This is a genomic window from Pseudomonas putida (assembly GCF_001941965.1).
In the GTDB taxonomy this organism is placed as follows: Bacteria; Pseudomonadota; Gammaproteobacteria; order Pseudomonadales; family Pseudomonadaceae; genus Aquipseudomonas; species Aquipseudomonas putida_L.
Window position 1 is genome coordinate 1 of record NZ_MKZO01000011.1, and the last position, 17,041, is coordinate 17,041.

The 17,041-nt window shown below is 65.5% G+C and carries 11 protein-coding genes; 4 read left to right on the forward strand and 7 right to left on the reverse strand.

Going from position 1 to position 17,041, the window contains the following annotated elements; genetic code table 11:
* Positions 1-168: 168 nt before the first annotated feature.
* Complete coding sequence (locus PSEMO_RS06385) at positions 169-1,767, reverse strand: hybrid sensor histidine kinase/response regulator (RefSeq protein WP_075802302.1); 1,599 nt, start codon at positions 1,765-1,767, stop codon at positions 169-171.
* A gap of 189 nt (positions 1,768-1,956) precedes the next feature.
* On the opposite strand from PSEMO_RS06385, the gene yddG reads away from it, so the two are divergent.
* Both yddG and PSEMO_RS06395 read left to right on the forward strand, forming a co-directional pair.
* Positions 1,957-2,847 (forward strand): aromatic amino acid DMT transporter YddG, encoded by an 891-nt coding sequence (yddG, locus tag PSEMO_RS06390; RefSeq protein ID WP_075802303.1) that lies wholly within the window; start codon positions 1,957-1,959, stop codon positions 2,845-2,847.
* Positions 2,848-2,875: 28 nt separating this feature from the next.
* A complete protein-coding gene (locus PSEMO_RS06395; RefSeq protein ID WP_075802304.1) occupies positions 2,876-3,778 on the forward strand; it encodes a LysR family transcriptional regulator in 903 nt (300 codons plus the stop codon).
* Positions 3,779-3,917: 139 nt separating this feature from the next.
* Here the strand turns inward: PSEMO_RS06395 and PSEMO_RS06400 are convergent, their stop codons facing one another.
* Together PSEMO_RS06400 and PSEMO_RS06405 are read right to left on the reverse strand one after the other, a co-directional pair.
* Positions 3,918-5,099 (reverse strand): iron-containing alcohol dehydrogenase, encoded by a 1,182-nt coding sequence (locus tag PSEMO_RS06400; protein WP_081430208.1) that lies wholly within the window; start codon positions 5,097-5,099, stop codon positions 3,918-3,920.
* Between the two features lie 69 nt (positions 5,100-5,168).
* Positions 5,169-6,653 carry an APC family permease gene (locus tag PSEMO_RS06405; protein ID WP_075802306.1) on the reverse strand — a complete coding sequence of 495 codons (1,485 nt, stop codon included), beginning with the start codon at positions 6,651-6,653 and terminating at the stop codon, positions 5,169-5,171.
* Positions 6,654-7,026: 373 nt separating this feature from the next.
* On the opposite strand from PSEMO_RS06405, the gene mqo reads away from it, so the two are divergent.
* Positions 7,027-8,691 (forward strand): malate dehydrogenase (quinone), encoded by a 1,665-nt coding sequence (gene mqo, locus PSEMO_RS06410; protein WP_075802307.1) that lies wholly within the window; start codon positions 7,027-7,029, stop codon positions 8,689-8,691.
* Positions 8,692-9,387: 696 nt separating this feature from the next.
* Positions 9,388-11,922 (forward strand): bifunctional diguanylate cyclase/phosphodiesterase, encoded by a 2,535-nt coding sequence (locus PSEMO_RS06415; RefSeq protein WP_075802308.1) that lies wholly within the window; start codon positions 9,388-9,390, stop codon positions 11,920-11,922.
* A gap of 135 nt (positions 11,923-12,057) precedes the next feature.
* Here PSEMO_RS06415 and PSEMO_RS06420 read toward each other — a convergent pair whose 3' ends face one another.
* Genes PSEMO_RS06420 through PSEMO_RS06435 form a run of 4 tightly spaced genes read right to left on the reverse strand, consistent with a single transcriptional unit; the run spans position 12,058 to position 17,037 of the window.
* Positions 12,058-13,671, reverse strand: a complete 1,614-nt coding sequence (locus PSEMO_RS06420; RefSeq protein ID WP_075802309.1) for a dipeptide ABC transporter ATP-binding protein — start codon at positions 13,669-13,671, stop codon at positions 12,058-12,060.
* Positions 13,668-14,513, reverse strand: a complete 846-nt coding sequence (locus PSEMO_RS06425; protein ID WP_075802310.1) for an ABC transporter permease — start codon at positions 14,511-14,513, stop codon at positions 13,668-13,670. The genes PSEMO_RS06420 and PSEMO_RS06425 overlap by 4 nt, the downstream gene beginning before the upstream one ends.
* On the reverse strand, positions 14,510-15,454 hold the full coding sequence (locus tag PSEMO_RS06430; RefSeq protein ID WP_075802311.1) for an ABC transporter permease: 945 nt from the start codon (positions 15,452-15,454) through the stop codon (positions 14,510-14,512). Before PSEMO_RS06430 ends, PSEMO_RS06425 begins: the two co-directional genes overlap by 4 nt.
* The gene (locus tag PSEMO_RS06435; protein ID WP_075802312.1) at positions 15,451-17,037 is read right to left on the reverse strand and encodes an ABC transporter substrate-binding protein; all 1,587 of its coding nucleotides are present in this window, start codon (positions 17,035-17,037) and stop codon (positions 15,451-15,453) included. The genes PSEMO_RS06430 and PSEMO_RS06435 overlap by 4 nt, the downstream gene beginning before the upstream one ends.
* Between the last annotated feature and the right edge of the window lie 4 nt (positions 17,038-17,041).

The following is a 17,041-nucleotide window of genomic DNA, read 5'->3' on the forward strand; positions in this document are numbered from 1 at the left end:
AATCGATGTTGAAATGCTGGGCTACCTTTCGAAAACCATCACTGCCCTCTAGATAGGCAGTGATGGCTGCCAGCTTGAACTGTTCGGTGTACTTCATAACTCCCCCAAGGGTTGGATTAGTCTCCAATTTCTTGGGGGCAGTCCAGGGACCGTGTCGACAGGACCTTTTCAGATCCCGCCGGGCGAATCCAGCACCTGGCGAATCTTGCGCGCCAGGTCATGGGGCAGGTACGGCTTGGAAATCACCTCGAATTCCGACCCGCCGATATCCGTGCGCTCGATGGAGTTCTCGGCATAGCCGGTGGTCAGCAGCACCTTGATCGCCGGGTGACTGCGCCGCACCTCCCGGGCCAGCATCACGCCGTTCATGCCCCCGGGCATGATCAGGTCGGTGAACAGCAGGTCATAGCGCTCGCCACCTTCGAAACGCTTCAGCGCCTCGCGGGCGTTGAGTACCAGGTCGGCCTGGTAGCCGTAGTCCTCCAGCACCATCTTCGCCAGTTCGGCGACATCCGGGCGGTCTTCGACGATGAGTACGCGCTCGTGCCCGTTCTTCGCCTCGGCGGTCTGGCGCCGCTCCAGCGGCAGCACGGCGCCGCTGTCCATCGGGAAGTACAGGCGCAGGGTGGTGCCGATACCTTCCTCGGTATAGATCCGCGCCGTGCCCCCGGATTGCTTGGCAAAGCCATAGACCATCGATAGCCCGAGCCCGGACCCCTTGCCTTCTTCCTTGGTGGTGAAAAAGGGGTCCATGACCCGGTCGCGGATGCTCGCCGGCATGCCGATACCGTTGTCGGTGATCGCCAGGCTGACGTAATGCCCCGGCAGCAGCCCGTCGTAGGAGGTAGTGGCGAGGTCGCGCACGGTGACGTTGCGGGTTTCGATGAAGATTCGCGGCTTTTCCCGGCCGATCAAGGCATCCCGCGAGTTGATGAAGATGTTCAGCAGGGCGACTTCCGCCTGGGTCGGGTCGATGCGGCAGTTCTTCAGGCTGTGTTCGAGGTCGTATTCCACCTGCACGCCAGCGCCGAAGGTGCGGGTGACCAGCGGGCGCACGGTGTCCACCAGCTGGTTGAGGTTGAGCACCCGGCCTTGCAGCTTCTGCTTGCGCGAGAACGCCAGCAATTGCTTGGTCAGGGTGCTGGCCTTGTCAACTGCCGAGCGGGCGTGGAAGGTGCTGCGGCGGATGCGCTCCATGTCCGGCGCGGGCTTTTCCGCGGCGGTGCGGATCAGGTCGATATAGCCGCCCATGACCTGCAGCAGATTGTTGAAATCATGGGCGATGCCGCCGGTCAACTGGCCCAGGGCTTCCATCTTCTGCGACTGGTGCAGCGCGTCCTCGGCATCCCGGCGGCGGCTGACATCCAGTTGCGAGGCGAAGAAATAGATCAGTTCGCCTTTCTCGTTGAAGATCGGCGAGATGAACAGCGCGTTCCAGAACGAGCTGCCGTCCTTGCGGTAATTGAGGATCTCGGTGGAAAAATCGTAGCGTCCCTCGACGGCGTCGCGGATGGCATCGACCACTTCCGGATCGGTGTCCGGCCCCTGGAGAAAGCGGCAATTGCGCCCGACGATCTCTGCCGAGACATAGCCGGTCATGTCGAGGAAGGCCTGGTTGGCGAAGATGATCGGATTGTCCGGAGCATTGGGGTCGGTGACGATCATCGGCATGCGCGTGGTTTCCACCGCTGCGAAGAAGATGTCCTTGGGATGGCCGGAGATGTCTGCGGTCGAGGAATCGTCGACGCGGGTGGGGGTGTTGGGCACGGGGTGGTCCTTGTGTAAGCCTGCTCTTGAATGCAGACAGCGGCGATGGCGCTTTGGTTGCTTGCTGGTGTCGGACTTGTTGTGCACAGGTGCGCAATGGCCATTTCCAGCCATCCCCAGGTCCGTCCCAACCGGTCTGTCTCGCGGCTTCTACGCTAGAATCGCGCTCTTTTTGCCAAGGAAACCTCCATGACTGTCATCGGCCCCCGGGCCGCCACCGCCTGTGGCCTGCTTGCCATCCTGCTGTGGAGCACCGCCTCCGGCCTGATCCGCAGCATCAGCCAGATGTTCGGCCCGCTGGGTGGCGCGGCCCTGATCTATTCCTTGGGCACCGTGTTACTGGTCCTGTTGCTGGGGCGTCCGCGCCTGCGTTCAGTGCCGCGGCTGTACCTGTGGCTCGGCACTGCGCTGTTCGTCGCCTACGAAATCTGCCTGTCCCTGGCCCTGGGGTTTGCCAGCGACGCCAACCAGGCCATTGAAGTGGGCATGCTCAACTACCTGTGGCCCTGCCTGACCGTTGTTCTGGCGATCTTCATGAACGGCCAGCGCGCACGCTGGCTGATCGTGCCGGGCAGCGTGCTGGCCTTGACCGGGGTGGTCTGGGTGGTCAGCGGCAATGGTCTCTCCGTGGCGCGAATCCTCGCCAATGTCGGCAGCAACCCGTTGAGTTATGGCCTGGCCCTGAGCTGCGCGATCACCTTCGCCCTGTACTGCAACATCACCCGCCGCTATGCCAACGGGCAGAACCTGGTGGTGCTGTTCTTCTTCCTGACGGCCTGCCTGCTGTGGATCAAGTACGCCTTCAGCAGCGAGCATCTGCCGGCGTTCACGCTCGGCAACAGCGTCGAGCTGTTCGCTGCCGGCGTGGCCATGGCCGGTGGCTATGCGTTGTGGAACCTGGGCATCCTGCGCGGCAACCTGACCTTGCTGGCCACCGCGTCGTACTTCTCCCCGGTGCTGTCCTCGGCTTTTGCCGCCGTGTGGCTGGGGGCGCAACTGAGCGGGCAGTTCTGGCAGGGCGCGGTGCTGGTGGTGATCGGCTCGCTGCTGTGCTGGCAGGCGACGCGGCAGGTACACTGAGGGTCCTTTTTCCTGGTTGTTGCCCGCCATGCTCCGTACCGTCACCGACCTTGATCTGCGCCTGCTGCGCATCTTCACCACCGTGGTGCGCTGCGGCGGTTTCACCGCAGCACAGGCCGAGCTGAACATGAGCCAGTCGAATATCAGCATGCAGATCGGCAGCCTGGAGCAGCGCCTGGGTTATCGCCTGTGCGAACGCGGCAAGGGCGGCTTTCGCCTGACGGCCAAGGGCAAGCGCATCCTCGAGGCGTCGCAGACCATGTTCGAGGCCATCGGGCTGTTTCGCGACGAGGCCCAGGGGCTGTCGGGCAACCTGGTGGGGGATCTGTACGTGGGCATGGCGGACAACGTCGCGACCTTGCCCGAGGCACGCTTCGGCGAAGCATTGGCGCGCTTTCACGGGCGTGAGCAGGACGTGCAGTTGAACCTGTACGTCAACTCGCCGACCGAGCTGGAGCTGGCGGTGATCGACGGGCAACTGGACCTGGCGGTGTCCTATTTCAGTCGCTCGCGGCCGAGCCTGGAGTACCTGCCGCTGTATACCGAGGAGATCGGGGTGTTCTGTGGTGACCGGCATCCACTGTTCAACGAGGCCGAGCCGGACCTGCAACGGATCGCCGCGTGCAACTGGATCAGCCACGGCTTCCTGCCGGAAAGCCAGGAACTGCCGCTGCGCCCCGAACGCAGCCGGGCCACGGCCTTCCATATGGAGGCGGTGGCCCATGCGGTGCTGGCGGGGACGCACCTGGGCTATCTGCCGACCCACTATGCGCAGATCTGGATCGAACGCGGGCGGATGCGCGCGTTGCAGCCGCAGCGGCTGAAGTATGAGGTGGTGCACAGCATGATCACCTACAACGGCCGGCCCAGGAGCGAGGCGGCGCGGGCGTTTGTCGAGGATCTGCTGGCGGTGCATGGAGTAGAAGGATAAGGAGGGAAGTTCTTCAGCGTTTTCCCGGGCCTCATCGCTGGCAAGCCAGCTCCCACAGGTACAGCGGTGCTCTCAAGAACACTGGTGAACCTGTGGGAGCTGGCTTGCCAGCGATGAGGCCGGTAGCAGCACTGCAAATCTATTTTAGAAACCCACCCACCGCATTCCGATAGATCCGCGCATAGTCCGAAGCCCCCAGCGCCAGCGCATTGGTCTCCGACGACGAGATATCCGCCACCGCCAGCTCACCTATCAACGCTGCATCCTCGCCACTCAACCCCAGCTCGGCCAAAGTCGCCGGAATCCCCACCCGCGCCCGCAACTCCAGCACCCAGGCCAGCAATCCATCGAAGCTGCTGTCCTCAAGCTCCAGATACCGCGCCAGCCGCGCTGCATCCGCTTCGATGGCACTGCGATTGGCCACCAGCACATACGGGAGCAACACCGCATTCAGAAGCCCGTGATGCAGGTGATGCCGCGCCCCCAGCGGATGGGCGAGGGCATGCACGCCTCCCAGGCCTTTCTGGAAAGCCACGGCCGCACTGGCCGAGGCAATTAGCATGCCTTCCCGGGCAACCAGGTCATTGCCATCACGCACGGCATTCTCCAGATGCAAGCGAACCAGCCGCACACCTTCCACCGCAATCCCCGCCGACATCGGATGGCACAGCGGCGAGAACAGCGCTTCAAGGTGGTGGGTGAGGGCGTCCATGCCGGTGGCCGCGGTAAGTTTCGCCGGCAGGCCAGCGGTCAGGCGCGGGTCGAGGATCACGCTACGGGCCAGCAATTCGCGGTGCCCGATCACCTTCTTCACGCCTTGCGCGGTATCGGTCAGGACCGCCTCGCGGCCCAGCTCCGAGCCGGTACCGGCAGTGGTGGGAATGGCGATCAGCGGCGGCAGGTCCAGGGCCGGGTAATCGGCCAGGGTCGGATAATGCTCCAGCATCTGCGCCCATTCGAAACGCTCGAGCCCCTGCGGATCGCGGCTGAGCAGGTCGATACCCTTGGCCGCGTCGAGGGCGCTGCCGCCCCCCAGGGCAATCAGCGAGTCATGCTTGCCCGCCGCGAAAACCTCGGCCCCGGCGCGGACTTGCTCCAGGCTCGGGTTGCCCGACAACCCATGGAACAGCGCGTAATCGACGCCCGCTGCCTGCAGATGCTCACGCACCGCCCGCAGCGGTGGCAGCTCCAGCATGCCGGGATCGGTCACCAGCAACGGCCGGCGCATCCCGGCCAGGGCGCAACGCTCGGCCAGCACGCTCAGCGCATCGACGCCGCAGAAGATTTCGGTGGGGTAGTTCCAGTAGTGAATCATGCTCAATTCCTGTTTTCAGGCATGCCTCGTCCCGCCGGCCAGCACACCGGTGACGGGACAAGGAAGGGAAGGGGATCAGTCGACGGCGCGACCGGCAAAGCTGAGGCTGGTGGCGATCCGCCGATGAGGCTTGGCGATTGCCAGGTAGCCCAGGCCGAACAGGGCCAGCGCCGAGAACACCAGCACCACCGCCCAGACCTGGAACCACGGCGCGCCGGGCGGCGCCAGCAATTCCCGCGGCCAGGCCACGTTGATCGCTTCGAAGAGCAGCCAGACCACAGCGAAACAGTTGATCGCCAGGCCCTTGCGCCCCAACTGCAAGGCGCCCTTGGCCGGATCCCAGCGCCCGCTGAGACGGGCATACAGGGCGCTGACGGTAACGATCAGGAAGACGAAGAAGAAGCCGCCGCTGCCAAAGGCGATCAGGGTGCCCACTGCGGTGGCGTTCAGGCCAAGGGCCAGGCCGAGACTGGCCAGCAGGGTGCTGCCGATCATCGCGGCCATCGGTACCTTGCGCTTGTCGACCCGGCGCAGCAGCCCCGACGCCGGCAGGATGCCGTCCCGGGCCATGCCGAAGATCGCCCGGCCGATATAGGTCTGTACCGAGACCACGCAGGCGACGAAGGCGATCAGCACGATGGCGACGAAAGGCCGCTCGGCCCAGGCGCCGAAGGCATCGGTCACTGCCGGAGTGACCGGGTCGATGATCTGCCCGCTGACCACGGCGGCCGGGTCCTTGAACGACAGGGTCACGGCAAACGCGGTGAGCATCACGGTCAGGCCCACCACCAGCATCGAGCGCAGGATCGCCCGTGGTGTGGACACCCGGGCATCGGTGGTTTCTTCGGACAGTTGCGAGCAGGCATCGAAGCCGAGGAAGGCCCAGCCGCACACGGCCATGGCGGTCAGCAACCCGCTGAAATACGAGCCCCCGGAGGCACTTTCCGCGCCCATGCTGGTGAACAGCAGCTCGAACGAGTGATTGCGGAAGAACAGCAGCAACAGCACGCCGATGCCGATGGAGGCGATGGCCTCGGCGAAGATCCCGGCGTTGACGAAGTACTTCAGCGGGTTGATGCCCAGCAGGTTCACCCCCAGGCCCAGCGCCAGCAACGCCGCCCCGCAGGCCACCTGGGCATTGGCCGAGGGCGGTTCGTCGAACAGCAGCAGGCCGAGCCAGAAGCCGCCGAGGTAGGCCACGGTGGTCAGCGAGGCCAGCGCCGCTGCCAGGTAGAGGAAACCGGTGAACCAGGCCAGGCGGTCACCCACCAGGCGGCGCACCCACTGGTAGCAGCCGCCGGCCAGGGGAAACTGCGAGGACAGCTCGGCATACACCAGGGCCACGCTCAGTTGCAGCAGCAGGCACAGCGGCACGATCCACACCCAGGACGGCCCGACGCTGATGGCGCCGAGGGACATCACCGAATAGATGCCGACAACGGGGGAGATGGTGGCGAAGCCCACGGAAAACGACGACCACAGGCTCAGGCCGCGATCCAGCTCCTGGCGGTAGCCATGGCTGGCGAGCAGGTGCTCGTCGGGATTGGACGGAACGGACATGGGGGATCCTCGGCAGGTATTGGAATTGTTATCGAGATCCGGTGCCTCTGGGGGCACTCGAGGTTCCGGCACAGGGTATGCCGGGCTTGGGTCAGGAAAAATTCATGATTGCTGCGGCCAGCATCAAGGTTTCTTGATGTTCTGCAGATGACGACTAAAGGCTGGCGGCTGTCGTTCGTGCTACTGGGAGGGACGCTGCAGCCCGGCAATACCGGGAGTCTCAGCTAACCTTTGAACTGTTCGTCGATGGCGGGCCTCGAAACCTTCGTCCCGCCGTCGAGCCATGCGCCTTGCGTGCACAAGGGCGGGCAGTCGGTCCAACGGGCAGGGAACTCAAGCCAATCACACCGAGGCTCGCCTCGTGGGAGAAGAGATGAATAACGGGATCAAATGGCGAGGTGCGCTGGTCGGCTTCGCGCTGGCATGCAGCTTCACCAGCGTCCAGGCCGCCGAGCCAAAGAAAGTCGATGTATTGCTGGTGGGCGGCGGGATCATGAGCTCGACCCTGGCCATCTGGCTCAACGAGCTGGAGCCGGGCTGGTCGATGGAAATGGTCGAGCGCCTGGACAAGGTCGCCGAGGAAAGCTCCAACGGCTGGAACAACGCCGGTACCGGGCACTCGGCCCTGGCCGAACTGAACTACACCCCGGAGAAGGACGGCAAGATCGACATCACCAAGGCGGTGGAGATCAACGAGTCGTTCCAGATCACCCGCCAGTTCCTCGCCTGGCAGGTGAAGAACGGCGTGCTCAACAACCCGCGCTCGTTCATCAACACCACGCCGCACATGAGCTTCGTCTGGGGCGATGACAACATCAGCTTCCTCAAGCGCCGCTACGAAGCCCTGCAGAAGAGCCCGCTGTTCCGCCCCATGCAGTATTCGGAAGACCCGGCGCAGATCGCCAAATGGGTACCGCTGATGATGGAAGGCCGCGATCCGCAGCAGAAGCTGGCGGTGACCTGGACGCCGATCGGCACCGACGTCAACTTCGGCGAGATCACCCGGCAATACGTGGGCTACCTGCAGAAACAGCAGAACTTCAGCCTCAAGCTCAACAGCGAGGTCGAGGACATCACCCGCAACGCCGACGGCTCCTGGCGGGTCGAGTACAAGAACCTCAAGGACGGCAGCAAGACCAGCACCGACGCCAAGTTCCTGTTCATCGGCGCCGGTGGTGCGGCCTTGCCGCTGCTGCAGAAATCCGGCATTCCCGAGGCCAAGGACTATGCCGGCTTCCCGGTGGGCGGCTCGTTCCTGGTCACCGACAACCAGGACATCGCCCTCAAGCACATGGCCAAGGCCTACGGCATCGCCTCCACCGGTGCGCCGCCCATGTCGGTGCCGCACCTGGACACCCGGGTGCTGGATGGCAAGCGGGTGATCCTGTTCGGGCCGTTCGCCACCTTCTCTACCAAGTTCCTCAAGGAGGGCTCGCTGCTCGACCTGTTCGCCAGCATGTCGCTGCATAACACCTGGCCGATGGTGCGGGTCGGGGTGCGCGAGTTCGACCTGGTCAAGTACCTGATCGGCCAGCTGATGCAGAGCGACGACGACCGCTTCGCCGCCTTGCAGACCTACTTCCCTCATGCGAAGAAGGAAGACTGGCGCCTGTGGCAGGCCGGGCAGCGGGTGCAGATCATCAAGAAGGATGAGCAACTGGGTGGCGTCCTCAAGCTCGGTACCGAGGTGGTGACTTCCAAGGACGGCACTATTGCTGGCCTGCTCGGCGCCTCGCCAGGTGCCTCGACCGCGCCGCCGATCATGCTCGACCTGATGCAGAAGGTCTTCAAGGACCGGCTGGCGTCGTCGGCCTGGCAGGAAAAGCTCAAGCAGATCATTCCCAGCTACGGCACGCACCTGAACGACGATCCGGCGGCGGTGGAGCGGGAATGGGCCTATACCAGCGAAGTGCTGCAACTGGCCCCGGCGCCGGGTATCGACCAGCGCCAGGACCCGGGCAATCCGCAGAACATCGACCCGCTCGGGCAGAAGAGCGGCAATGCCGATCCGGATATCAACCCGGACGGGGAGGAGTAGAGGGACAACCGAAGGCCGCTGATGCGGCCTTCGGGCTTTTTGGGGATCAGATATTGCTTGTCACCGACTGGCATGGGTATCTACATATCTTTTCCGACGATCAGTGCTGACCCCGGGTCGTTTGTCGAGAGACCGCATGATGGCCACAAGGCGCAAGCCGACAGATCTCCAGCGTTCTCCAGATCGAGCGCCGCCCGCGCGGCGCATCGCCGGCAACGCCGGCTCCCACATTTGTTGCAACGCGCCATGGCCTGTGAGATCTCCTTTGCCAGCCTTTGGATGTTCGGCGATGTATCGCGGGGAGGCTGTTGGGTACGACGCGGTATCGCGTCGTACAAACAAGGCGATCACTATGGCCTGTCAGGCATAGGTACGTTGCAACAAATGTGGGAGCCGGCGTTGCCGGCGATGCGCCGCGCGGGCGGCGCTCGATCTCAAGGGCGCTGGAAAAGTCATGACAAGCACCTGTCAGCCCTGATGCAGTCTACTGAAGGGCCTTCTCGCATCAAAAGATGTGTAGATACCCATACACCGATAGGGCTCTGGAATGCGGCTGTGAAAGACTTTCGGGGCCTAAGCTAATGACCGCTTCGGGTGTCCGCCTGTCGCCCGGATTGAACAGCGGGGACCTTTCGCTCATCAGTGTTCAGGTAGACCTTTGGAGTAACGCGCAACCTCCGGCCAACGAGGACACGCATGCAATCAGGGAAGACATCCACCCCCGCAAGCCGCAGCCGCTTGACCCGGCAACTGATCTTCGGTTTTTCCGGAGCCATCCTGCTGATCCTCGCCGTCGGCCTGGCGTCTCTGTACCGCATCGTGGTCTCCCTCGACGAGCGCGAGGCGTTGCGCAGTGCCTTTCTCGCCAGCTCGGTCCAGCAGAGCCTGGAAAAATCGCAGAACAGCTACCTGCTCTCCAACGCCTTCTGGCAGGCGGCCTACGACGAGCTGGGCGTCGGCAACAACCACCAGTGGGCCTACGCCGAGGACAATGTCGGCCCGACGCTGTACAGCAACGATGGCTTCGCCGGGGTCTTCGTCATCGACGAGAACACCACCAGCTACGCCATGCTCGACGGCCAGCTCAGTGATCAGCCGCTGGAGGCCCTCAGCCCGGCCAGGCAACGGATCCTCGGCGAAGCGCGCAAGGCGCTGCGCGATGATAAGGCCGCTTCAGGCTATATCCGTTTTCGCGATGCCCCCGCGTTGTTCAGCGCCGCCGTCATTCGTCCCCCACAGTTGCCCCATCACGTGCCCGGCCCGCAGCGGGTACTGGTGTTCATCCGCCCGCTGACGCCGGCAGTGCTGGAACCCATGGCCGCCAGCGTCGGCCTGGCCTCGTTCGCGGTCACTTCGCGGGGTGACGACCTGCCCGGGCAAGGCCGCATGCGCATGGACGACAGCGGCTATTGGCTGGCCTGGCCGGTGGAGCGTCCCGGCAGCGAGCTGGCGCTGACCGTGATGCCCCCGCTGGCCCTGGCGACCCTGTTGATTCTCCTGGCCATGGTCGCCTTCGCTCGTCAGGCCCTCAACGTCAGCGCGCGCAACGACCGCAATTACCACGAGCTGGTGGAGTCCCGCGAAGCCCTGCAGATCAGCAAGGAGCGCTTCAAGGCCGTGGCTGAAGCTGCCTCGGACTGGATCTGGGAAACCGATTCGCGGCTGAAGCTCACCTACCTGTCCGGGCGTTTTGCCGAGTTGACCGGTTATCCGGTGGAAGACTGGCTGGGCCGGCCCTTCACCCATCTGATGAGCTGTGACACCGGGCATCTGGAGCACTGGCTGGCGCAACTGGCGAACACCAACGGCACCGGTAGCCTGCGCTGCCAGTACCGTGATCATCTCGGCCAGCAGCGCATCTGCCGGCTTTCCGCGCGGCCGGTGTTTCATCACGACCAGCTCCAGGGCTATCGCGGCACCAGTTTCGATATCACCGACGAGGTCGCGGCCCACGCGCGCATCCAGCACCTGTCCCAGCACGACGCCCTGACCGGCCTGCCCAACCGCAACAAGCTGTTCGCCTTTCTCGAACAGACATTGCTGGACGGTGCGACGGAACTGGCGGTGCTGCTCCTCGACCTCGACAATTTCAAGCCGATCAACGACCACCTTGGCCATCCGGCCGGTGACGCGGTACTGATCGAAGTCGGCCGGCGCCTGGGGCGCATCACCCGGGACAGCGACCTGGTGGCCCGGCTCGGGGGTGACGAGTTCGTCCTGGTGGTCGCGCGGCCGGGCGCGCGGGAGGAGGTGGATGCCCTGTGCGAGCGGATCGTCGAGGCCCTGCGCCGCCCCATCGAGCATGATGGTCAGCACCTGCATATCGACGCCAGCCTGGGCGTGGTGCTGTCCCGCGAGCACGGCGGACAGCCCACGGACCTGATCAAGTACGCCGACATCGCCCTGTACAACGCCAAGGCCGCCGGCAAGGGCACCTGGCTGTATTTCTCGGCGCAGATGAATGATGCCTTGCAGGGCAAGCGCACCCTGGAGCGGGAGCTGGCCGTGGGTATCGAACGGGGGCAACTGGTCCTGCATTTCCAGCCGCGCTTCCTGATCGACGGGGTCACCGTGGCCTCGGTGGAAGCGTTGGTGCGCTGGCAGCATCCGCAGCGTGGGCTGCTGGCGCCGGACGAATTCATCCCGCTGGCGGAGGAGTCGGGGCTGATCGTGCAACTGGGCAACTGGGTCCTGCGCGAGGCTTGCAGCACGGCCAAGCGCTGGCCGCAGCCGGTGATGGTCTCGGTGAACATGTCGCCGGTCCAGTTCACCCGCAGCAACGTGGTCCGCGATGTGCGCGAGGCCTTGCTCGACAGCGGCCTGCCGGCCCATCGGCTGGAGCTGGAGATCACCGAGAACGTGATGCTCAACGATATCGAGAATGCCCTGGCGACGATGACGGCGCTCAAGGAACTGGGCGTGCGCCTGAACATGGATGACTTCGGCACGGGTTATTCATCGCTGGGGTATCTGCGCACCTACCCGTTCGACAGCATCAAGATCGACAAGCGCTTCGTCCAGGCCCTGGGCAAGAGCGACAGCGACCGCAGCGTGGTGCAGGCGATCATCAACCTGGGCAACGCCATGGGCATGACGGTCACGGCGGAAGGGGTGGAAACCGAGCGGCAACTGGATCTGCTGAGTGCCGACCAGTGTCATGAGGTGCAGGGGTATCTGCTGAGCCGGCCGGTGGAGAATGGGGTATTGGTGGGGATGATGAAGACCGAATGAGGGCATCCAGACTTGCACAGACCCTGTGGGAGCTGGCTTGCCAGCGATGAGGCCGGCTTGGGCAATGATGTTGCCAGGTAGGGCCAAATCGCTGGCAAGCCAGCTCCCACAGGGGTTTGTGCAAGCCGCAGATGCTCATAGACTGACCGCCCTCGTTTGCACTTCAGCCAGTGGCACCGCCCGCCCCGGCATATCCTCCAGCAACCGCCGCGTATACTCGCTCCCCGGCCGCCCGAACACCTCTTCGGTGGCCCCCTGATCCACCAGCCGACCCTGGCTCATCACCAGCACCTGGTCACTGATCCCGCGCACCGTCGCCAGGTCATGGGAGATGAACAGGTAGGTCAGCCCCAGCTCCCGCTGCAAGCGCTGCAACAAGTCCAGCACCTGGGCCTGCACCGGCGCATCCAGTGCCGACAGCGGTTCATCCAGCACCAGCAACTCCGGCTCCACCGCCAGCGCCCGGGCGATTGCCACCCGCTGTCGTTGCCCGCCAGAGAGCTGGGCAGGGCGCCGGTGCAGCAACTCCGCCGGCAAGCCGACCCGCTCCAGCAACGCCAGCACCCGCGCCCGGTCATCCTGCCGCTGACCTATGCCGAACGCTTGCAACGGCTCGCTGACGATCGCCAGCAGATCCAGCCGGGGATCCAGCGCCGCATAGGGATTCTGGTAAACCAGCTGCACCCGCCGCCGATAGCCGCGCAGATCGCGCCGGCTGGCCCCCAGCACCTCCAGTCCGTCGAAACGCACGCTGCCGGCACTGGCCTGCTCCAGCGCGAGAATGATCCGCGCCGTAGTGGATTTACCCGAGCCCGATTCACCCACTAGGCTGGTGGTCGTGCCTCGTTGCAGGCTGAAACTGACGTCATCCACCGCCGCCGGCCCTTGCCTGTCGAAGCGCCGGTGCAGGCTGGTGACCTGCAACAGCGGCAGCTCCCGGCTCACCGCTGGCGCCACCCGACGCTGCTGCAAACGGGCCAGCGGCGACGCCTGGAGCAACTGGCGGGTGTAGGGATGCTCCGGCGTATGCCACAGCTGCGCCGCGGTGCCGCTTTCCAGTAGGCGACCATGGCGCATCACCAGGATCCGGTCGGCACGGTCCAGCGCCACCGCCAGATCATGGGTGATCAGCAACAGGCTGCTGCCACGCTCGCGCACCAGTTGCTGCAAGCGATCGAGGATCTGCCGCTGCACGCTGACGTCCAGCGCGCTGGTCGGTTCGTCGGCGATCAGCAGCGGCGGGTCGTTGGCCAGGGCGATGGCGATCAACACCCGCTGGCACATGCCGCCAGACAGTTGATGAGGGTAGCGGCTGAGCAGGGTTTGCGCTGCCTTCAGGCCGACTTCCCGCAGCAGTTTCAACGCCCGCGGACGGGCTTCGGCCAAGGGCACACCATGCACGGTCATGGCCTCGACCACTTGCGCGCCGATGGTCTTCACCGGGTCCAGCGATGTTCCCGGGTCCTGCGGCACGAAGCCCACCAGCCGACCCCGGCGCTGGCGCCAGGCGCGTTCGTCGAGGCTGTCCAGGGCCTGGCCCTGCAACCACAGCTGTCCTTGCTGACGTGCCGACTCCGGCAGCAACCCGGCCAGCGCCGCCGCCGTGGTCGACTTGCCGGAACCGGACTCACCGACCAGGCAGACGATCTCGCCCGCCGCGATCTCCAGGTCCAGCTCTGCCACAGCGGGTTGTGTCGCCCCCGGATACTCGACGCCAAACTGACGGATACGAACCAGCGGCGCACTCATGAGCGTTCTCCCTGAAGACGTTGCAGACCGCGGCCAAGCTGCTGGGTCGCCAGCACCACGCCCGCCACCACCAGGCCCGGCAGGGTGGTGTACCACCAGGCGGCGACCATGTAGTTGCGCCCCTCGGCGATCAGCAGGCCCCATTCCGGTTGCGGCGGCGGTGCACCGAAGCCGAGGAAGCTCAGGGCCGATACCGCCAGAACCGCACTGGCGAACTCCAGCGCCGCCAGCGCCAGCAGGGGGCCGACCGCATGGGGCAGGACATGCCGGCAGAGGTTGGTCCAGGGCCCGACGCCCACCACCTGCGCCGCCTCGACGAACACCCGGCTGCGCCAGCGCAGGACTTCGCCGCGGGCCAGCCGGGCGAACACCGCGACGGAGGACAGGCCGACGGCGATGGCAATCTCCAGCGTGCCGAAACCCAGGGCCGTGACGATCGCCATCGCCAACAGCAGCGCCGGAATCGCCATCAAGACTTCCACCAGCACCGCCAGGACCCGATCAGCGACACCGCCAAACCAGCCGGCGATACCGCCGAGCAGGGTGCCGGCCACCAGGGCGATCAGCACCGCGATGGCGGTTGCCTGCAACGACAGCGCAGCCCCATGCACGCAGCGCGCATACAGGTCGCGGCCCAGGTGATCGGTCCCGAACCAGTGCTGTGCCGAGGGCGCGCGCAGGGTCTGGGTCGGGTCGGCGAGCAGCGGGTCGGCGCTGCTTAACAGCGCCGGGAAGAACGCCCAGCCCAGCAGGACAAGGAACAGCAGCAGGCTCAGCGCCACTGGAAAGCCGGGCCAGTAGCGCAGTGAAACCGACGGCGAAAGGGCAGGTTGCAGGATCATGGTCGGCTCCCTTGGCGAATGCGTGGGTCGAGCAGCGGATAGAGCAGGTCGGTGAGCAGGTTGGTCAGCACATAGAGGGTCGCCGCCAGCAGCACCACGCCCTGGACCACGGCGATGTCCTGGCTGGCCACCGCCGCCTGGGCCAGGCGGCCCACGCCATCGCGGGAGAACACCGTCTCGGTGACCACCGCCCCGGCCAGCAGGTTGCCCAGCAGGGTGCCGGTCAGGCTCAGCAGGGGAATCGAAGCGTTGTGCAGAATATGCCGCCACAACAGTTGCCAGCGGCCCACGCCCTTGCTGCGCAAGGCCTGGACGAAGGGCTGCTGGCTGACGCTGGCAATCGAGCGCCCGAGCACCTGGGCGATCATCGCCGCGCAGGGCAGGGCCAGGGTGACGGCCGGCAGCACCAGGCTGGCGATACCGTGCTCGCCCATGGCCGGCAGCCAGTGCAGGTGGAAGGAGAACAGTTGCAGCAACAGCAGGCCGACCCAGAAGGTCGGCAGCGACACCACCAGCGCCGGGGCATTGTGCAGCGCTGCCTGTACTGGGCGACGACGCACTTGATGGGCCGCCAGTGCCACGCCGATCCCCAGCGGCACAGCGATCAGCAGGGCGGAAAAGGCCAGGGCCAGGGTCGCCGGGAGCGCCGCGGCCAGGGCCGCCGCGACCGGCTTGCCGGTCTGCAACGATACGCCGAGGTCCAGCTGCAACAACCGCCACAGCGCACCGCCGTACTGCTGCCAGAGGCTGCCGTCGAGGTGATAGCGGGCGCGTAGCTCGGCTACCTGCGCCGGGTCCACCGCACCCGGCTCGCCGCTCTGGGCCAGGAGGATCGCCACCGGATCGCCCGGCAGCGCGTAGAGAATGGCGAACGACAGGCTGAAGGCCGCCCACAGCACCAGCAGGGCCTGACCCAGGCGCCAGAATGGAGAGCTGTTCATGGTTGCACCAGCCAGGTGTCATAGAACTGCAGGCGGGTCGAGGCCTCGTAATGCAGGCCGCGCACTGCGTCGCGGAAGGCGGTCACCGTTGCCGCCTCCACCAGCGGGATCACATGGCCCTGGTCCAGCAACTCGGCGCTGGCTTGCTGGATCAGCGTGCCACGCTTCTGCGCATCGAGGCTGGCGGCGGAGTCCAGCAGTAACCGGTCCAGCGGCAGCGGCCCGCGGACATTGACGTTGCGCCCGGAAGACAGGAACACCGTGCGCAGCACATCCGGGTCGGCGCGGGTCAGGTTGAAGAACCACAGGCTGTAGTCGAGGGACGTCTGTTGCAGGCTGACCTGGCCGATGGTGGATTTGTTCAGGCGCAGCTCGACGCCGACCTTGCGCAGTTGCTGCTGCACCAGTTCCAGCACCGGGGTGGTGGCCTGCCAGTAGTCAAGAGCGAAGCCCAGGCGCTTGCCGTGGCGCTGGCGCCAGCCATCGGCGCCCTTGTGCCAGCCGGCATCGTCCAGCAGCTTTTCCGCGCCCTGCGGGTCGTAGGCGAGGTGGCTGCTGAGGTCCTGGTAATACGGCGTGCTGGTCGCCAGCACCGAGGAGGCCGGCTTCTGGTAACGGGAAATCACCCCCTGGAACTGGCTGCGGTCGATGGCCTTGTTCAGCGCCTGGCGCACGGCCAGTTCATCCAGCGGCGCCCGCGAGACATTCGGCGTCAGGCTGAAGACGATGCCCGGGTTGGGCCGGTTGATCGATGGCACGCCCTGGGCTTCCAGTACGGCTTCGTCCTGCACCGGCACGCTGGTGTTCACGTCGATCTGCCCGGACAGCAGGCTGCCCAGGCGCACGCCGGATTCGGGGAGGATGTGGAATTCGATTGCATCGAGCCAGGCGCGACCCTGGTGCCCGGCGATGGACGAAGGCCAGTTGTAGTCCGGGCGGGCCTCGATCCTTACCAGCTTGTTGTGCTCGAAGCGTTTTACGGTAAACGGCCCGGAGCCTACCAGCGCGCCCTGGCAGCGCTCCTCGGCGCTGCGCTTGAGGGTGTCGAGGGAAAACAGCCCGAGGCTCATGGTGGAACTGGCCTGGAGGAACTGGGCGTTGGCCTGCCTGAAGGTGATGCGCACGCTCAAGGGGCCGGTGACCTCCACCGATTCCAGCCCGGCGAGATAGGTCCCGGCCAGTTGCGCCCGGGCCCCGAGGGCGACGATCGCCTCGAAGTTGGCCTTCACCGCCGCCGCATCCAGCGGGCTGCCATCGGCGAAGGTCACGCCTTCGCGCAAATGGAAGCTGAACTGCCGCGAATCCTCGCTGACTTCCCAGCGTTCGGCCAGCCAGGGCAGGATCTCGGCGCTTTGCGGGTCCTGGTCGGTGAGCGAGTCCACCAGTTGCCGGCCAACGTTGAGCGCGGTGTTGTTGCCGGCCTGCTGCGGATCGATGCAGTTGGGGTCGCCGTCGAAGGCTACGCGCAACACGCCGCCCGTCTGCGGTTGTGCCGGGGCGCCGGTGGCGGCCTGCTGCTCGGGCTTGCCGTCGCAGCCGGCCAGGGCCACGGCGATGGCCAGGATTGCCAGGGGTCGAAACATGGAC

What these genes read in the sequence shown, in the direction of transcription:
- yddG (WP_075802303.1), top strand. Translation starts at nt 1,957, where the DNA reads ATGACTGTCATCGGCCCCCGGGCCGCCACCGCCTGTGGCCTGCTTGCC.
- PSEMO_RS06395 (WP_075802304.1), top strand. Translation starts at nt 2,876, where the DNA reads ATGCTCCGTACCGTCACCGACCTTGATCTGCGCCTGCTGCGCATCTTC.
- PSEMO_RS06405 (WP_075802306.1), bottom strand. Translation starts at nt 6,653, where the DNA reads ATGTCCGTTCCGTCCAATCCCGACGAGCACCTGCTCGCCAGCCATGGC.
- mqo (WP_075802307.1), top strand. Translation starts at nt 7,027, where the DNA reads ATGAATAACGGGATCAAATGGCGAGGTGCGCTGGTCGGCTTCGCGCTG.
- PSEMO_RS06415 (WP_075802308.1), top strand. Translation starts at nt 9,388, where the DNA reads ATGCAATCAGGGAAGACATCCACCCCCGCAAGCCGCAGCCGCTTGACC.
- PSEMO_RS06420 (WP_075802309.1), bottom strand. Translation starts at nt 13,671, where the DNA reads ATGAGTGCGCCGCTGGTTCGTATCCGTCAGTTTGGCGTCGAGTATCCG.
- PSEMO_RS06425 (WP_075802310.1), bottom strand. Translation starts at nt 14,513, where the DNA reads ATGATCCTGCAACCTGCCCTTTCGCCGTCGGTTTCACTGCGCTACTGG.
- PSEMO_RS06430 (WP_075802311.1), bottom strand. Translation starts at nt 15,454, where the DNA reads ATGAACAGCTCTCCATTCTGGCGCCTGGGTCAGGCCCTGCTGGTGCTG.
- PSEMO_RS06435 (WP_075802312.1), bottom strand. Translation starts at nt 17,037, where the DNA reads ATGTTTCGACCCCTGGCAATCCTGGCCATCGCCGTGGCCCTGGCCGGC.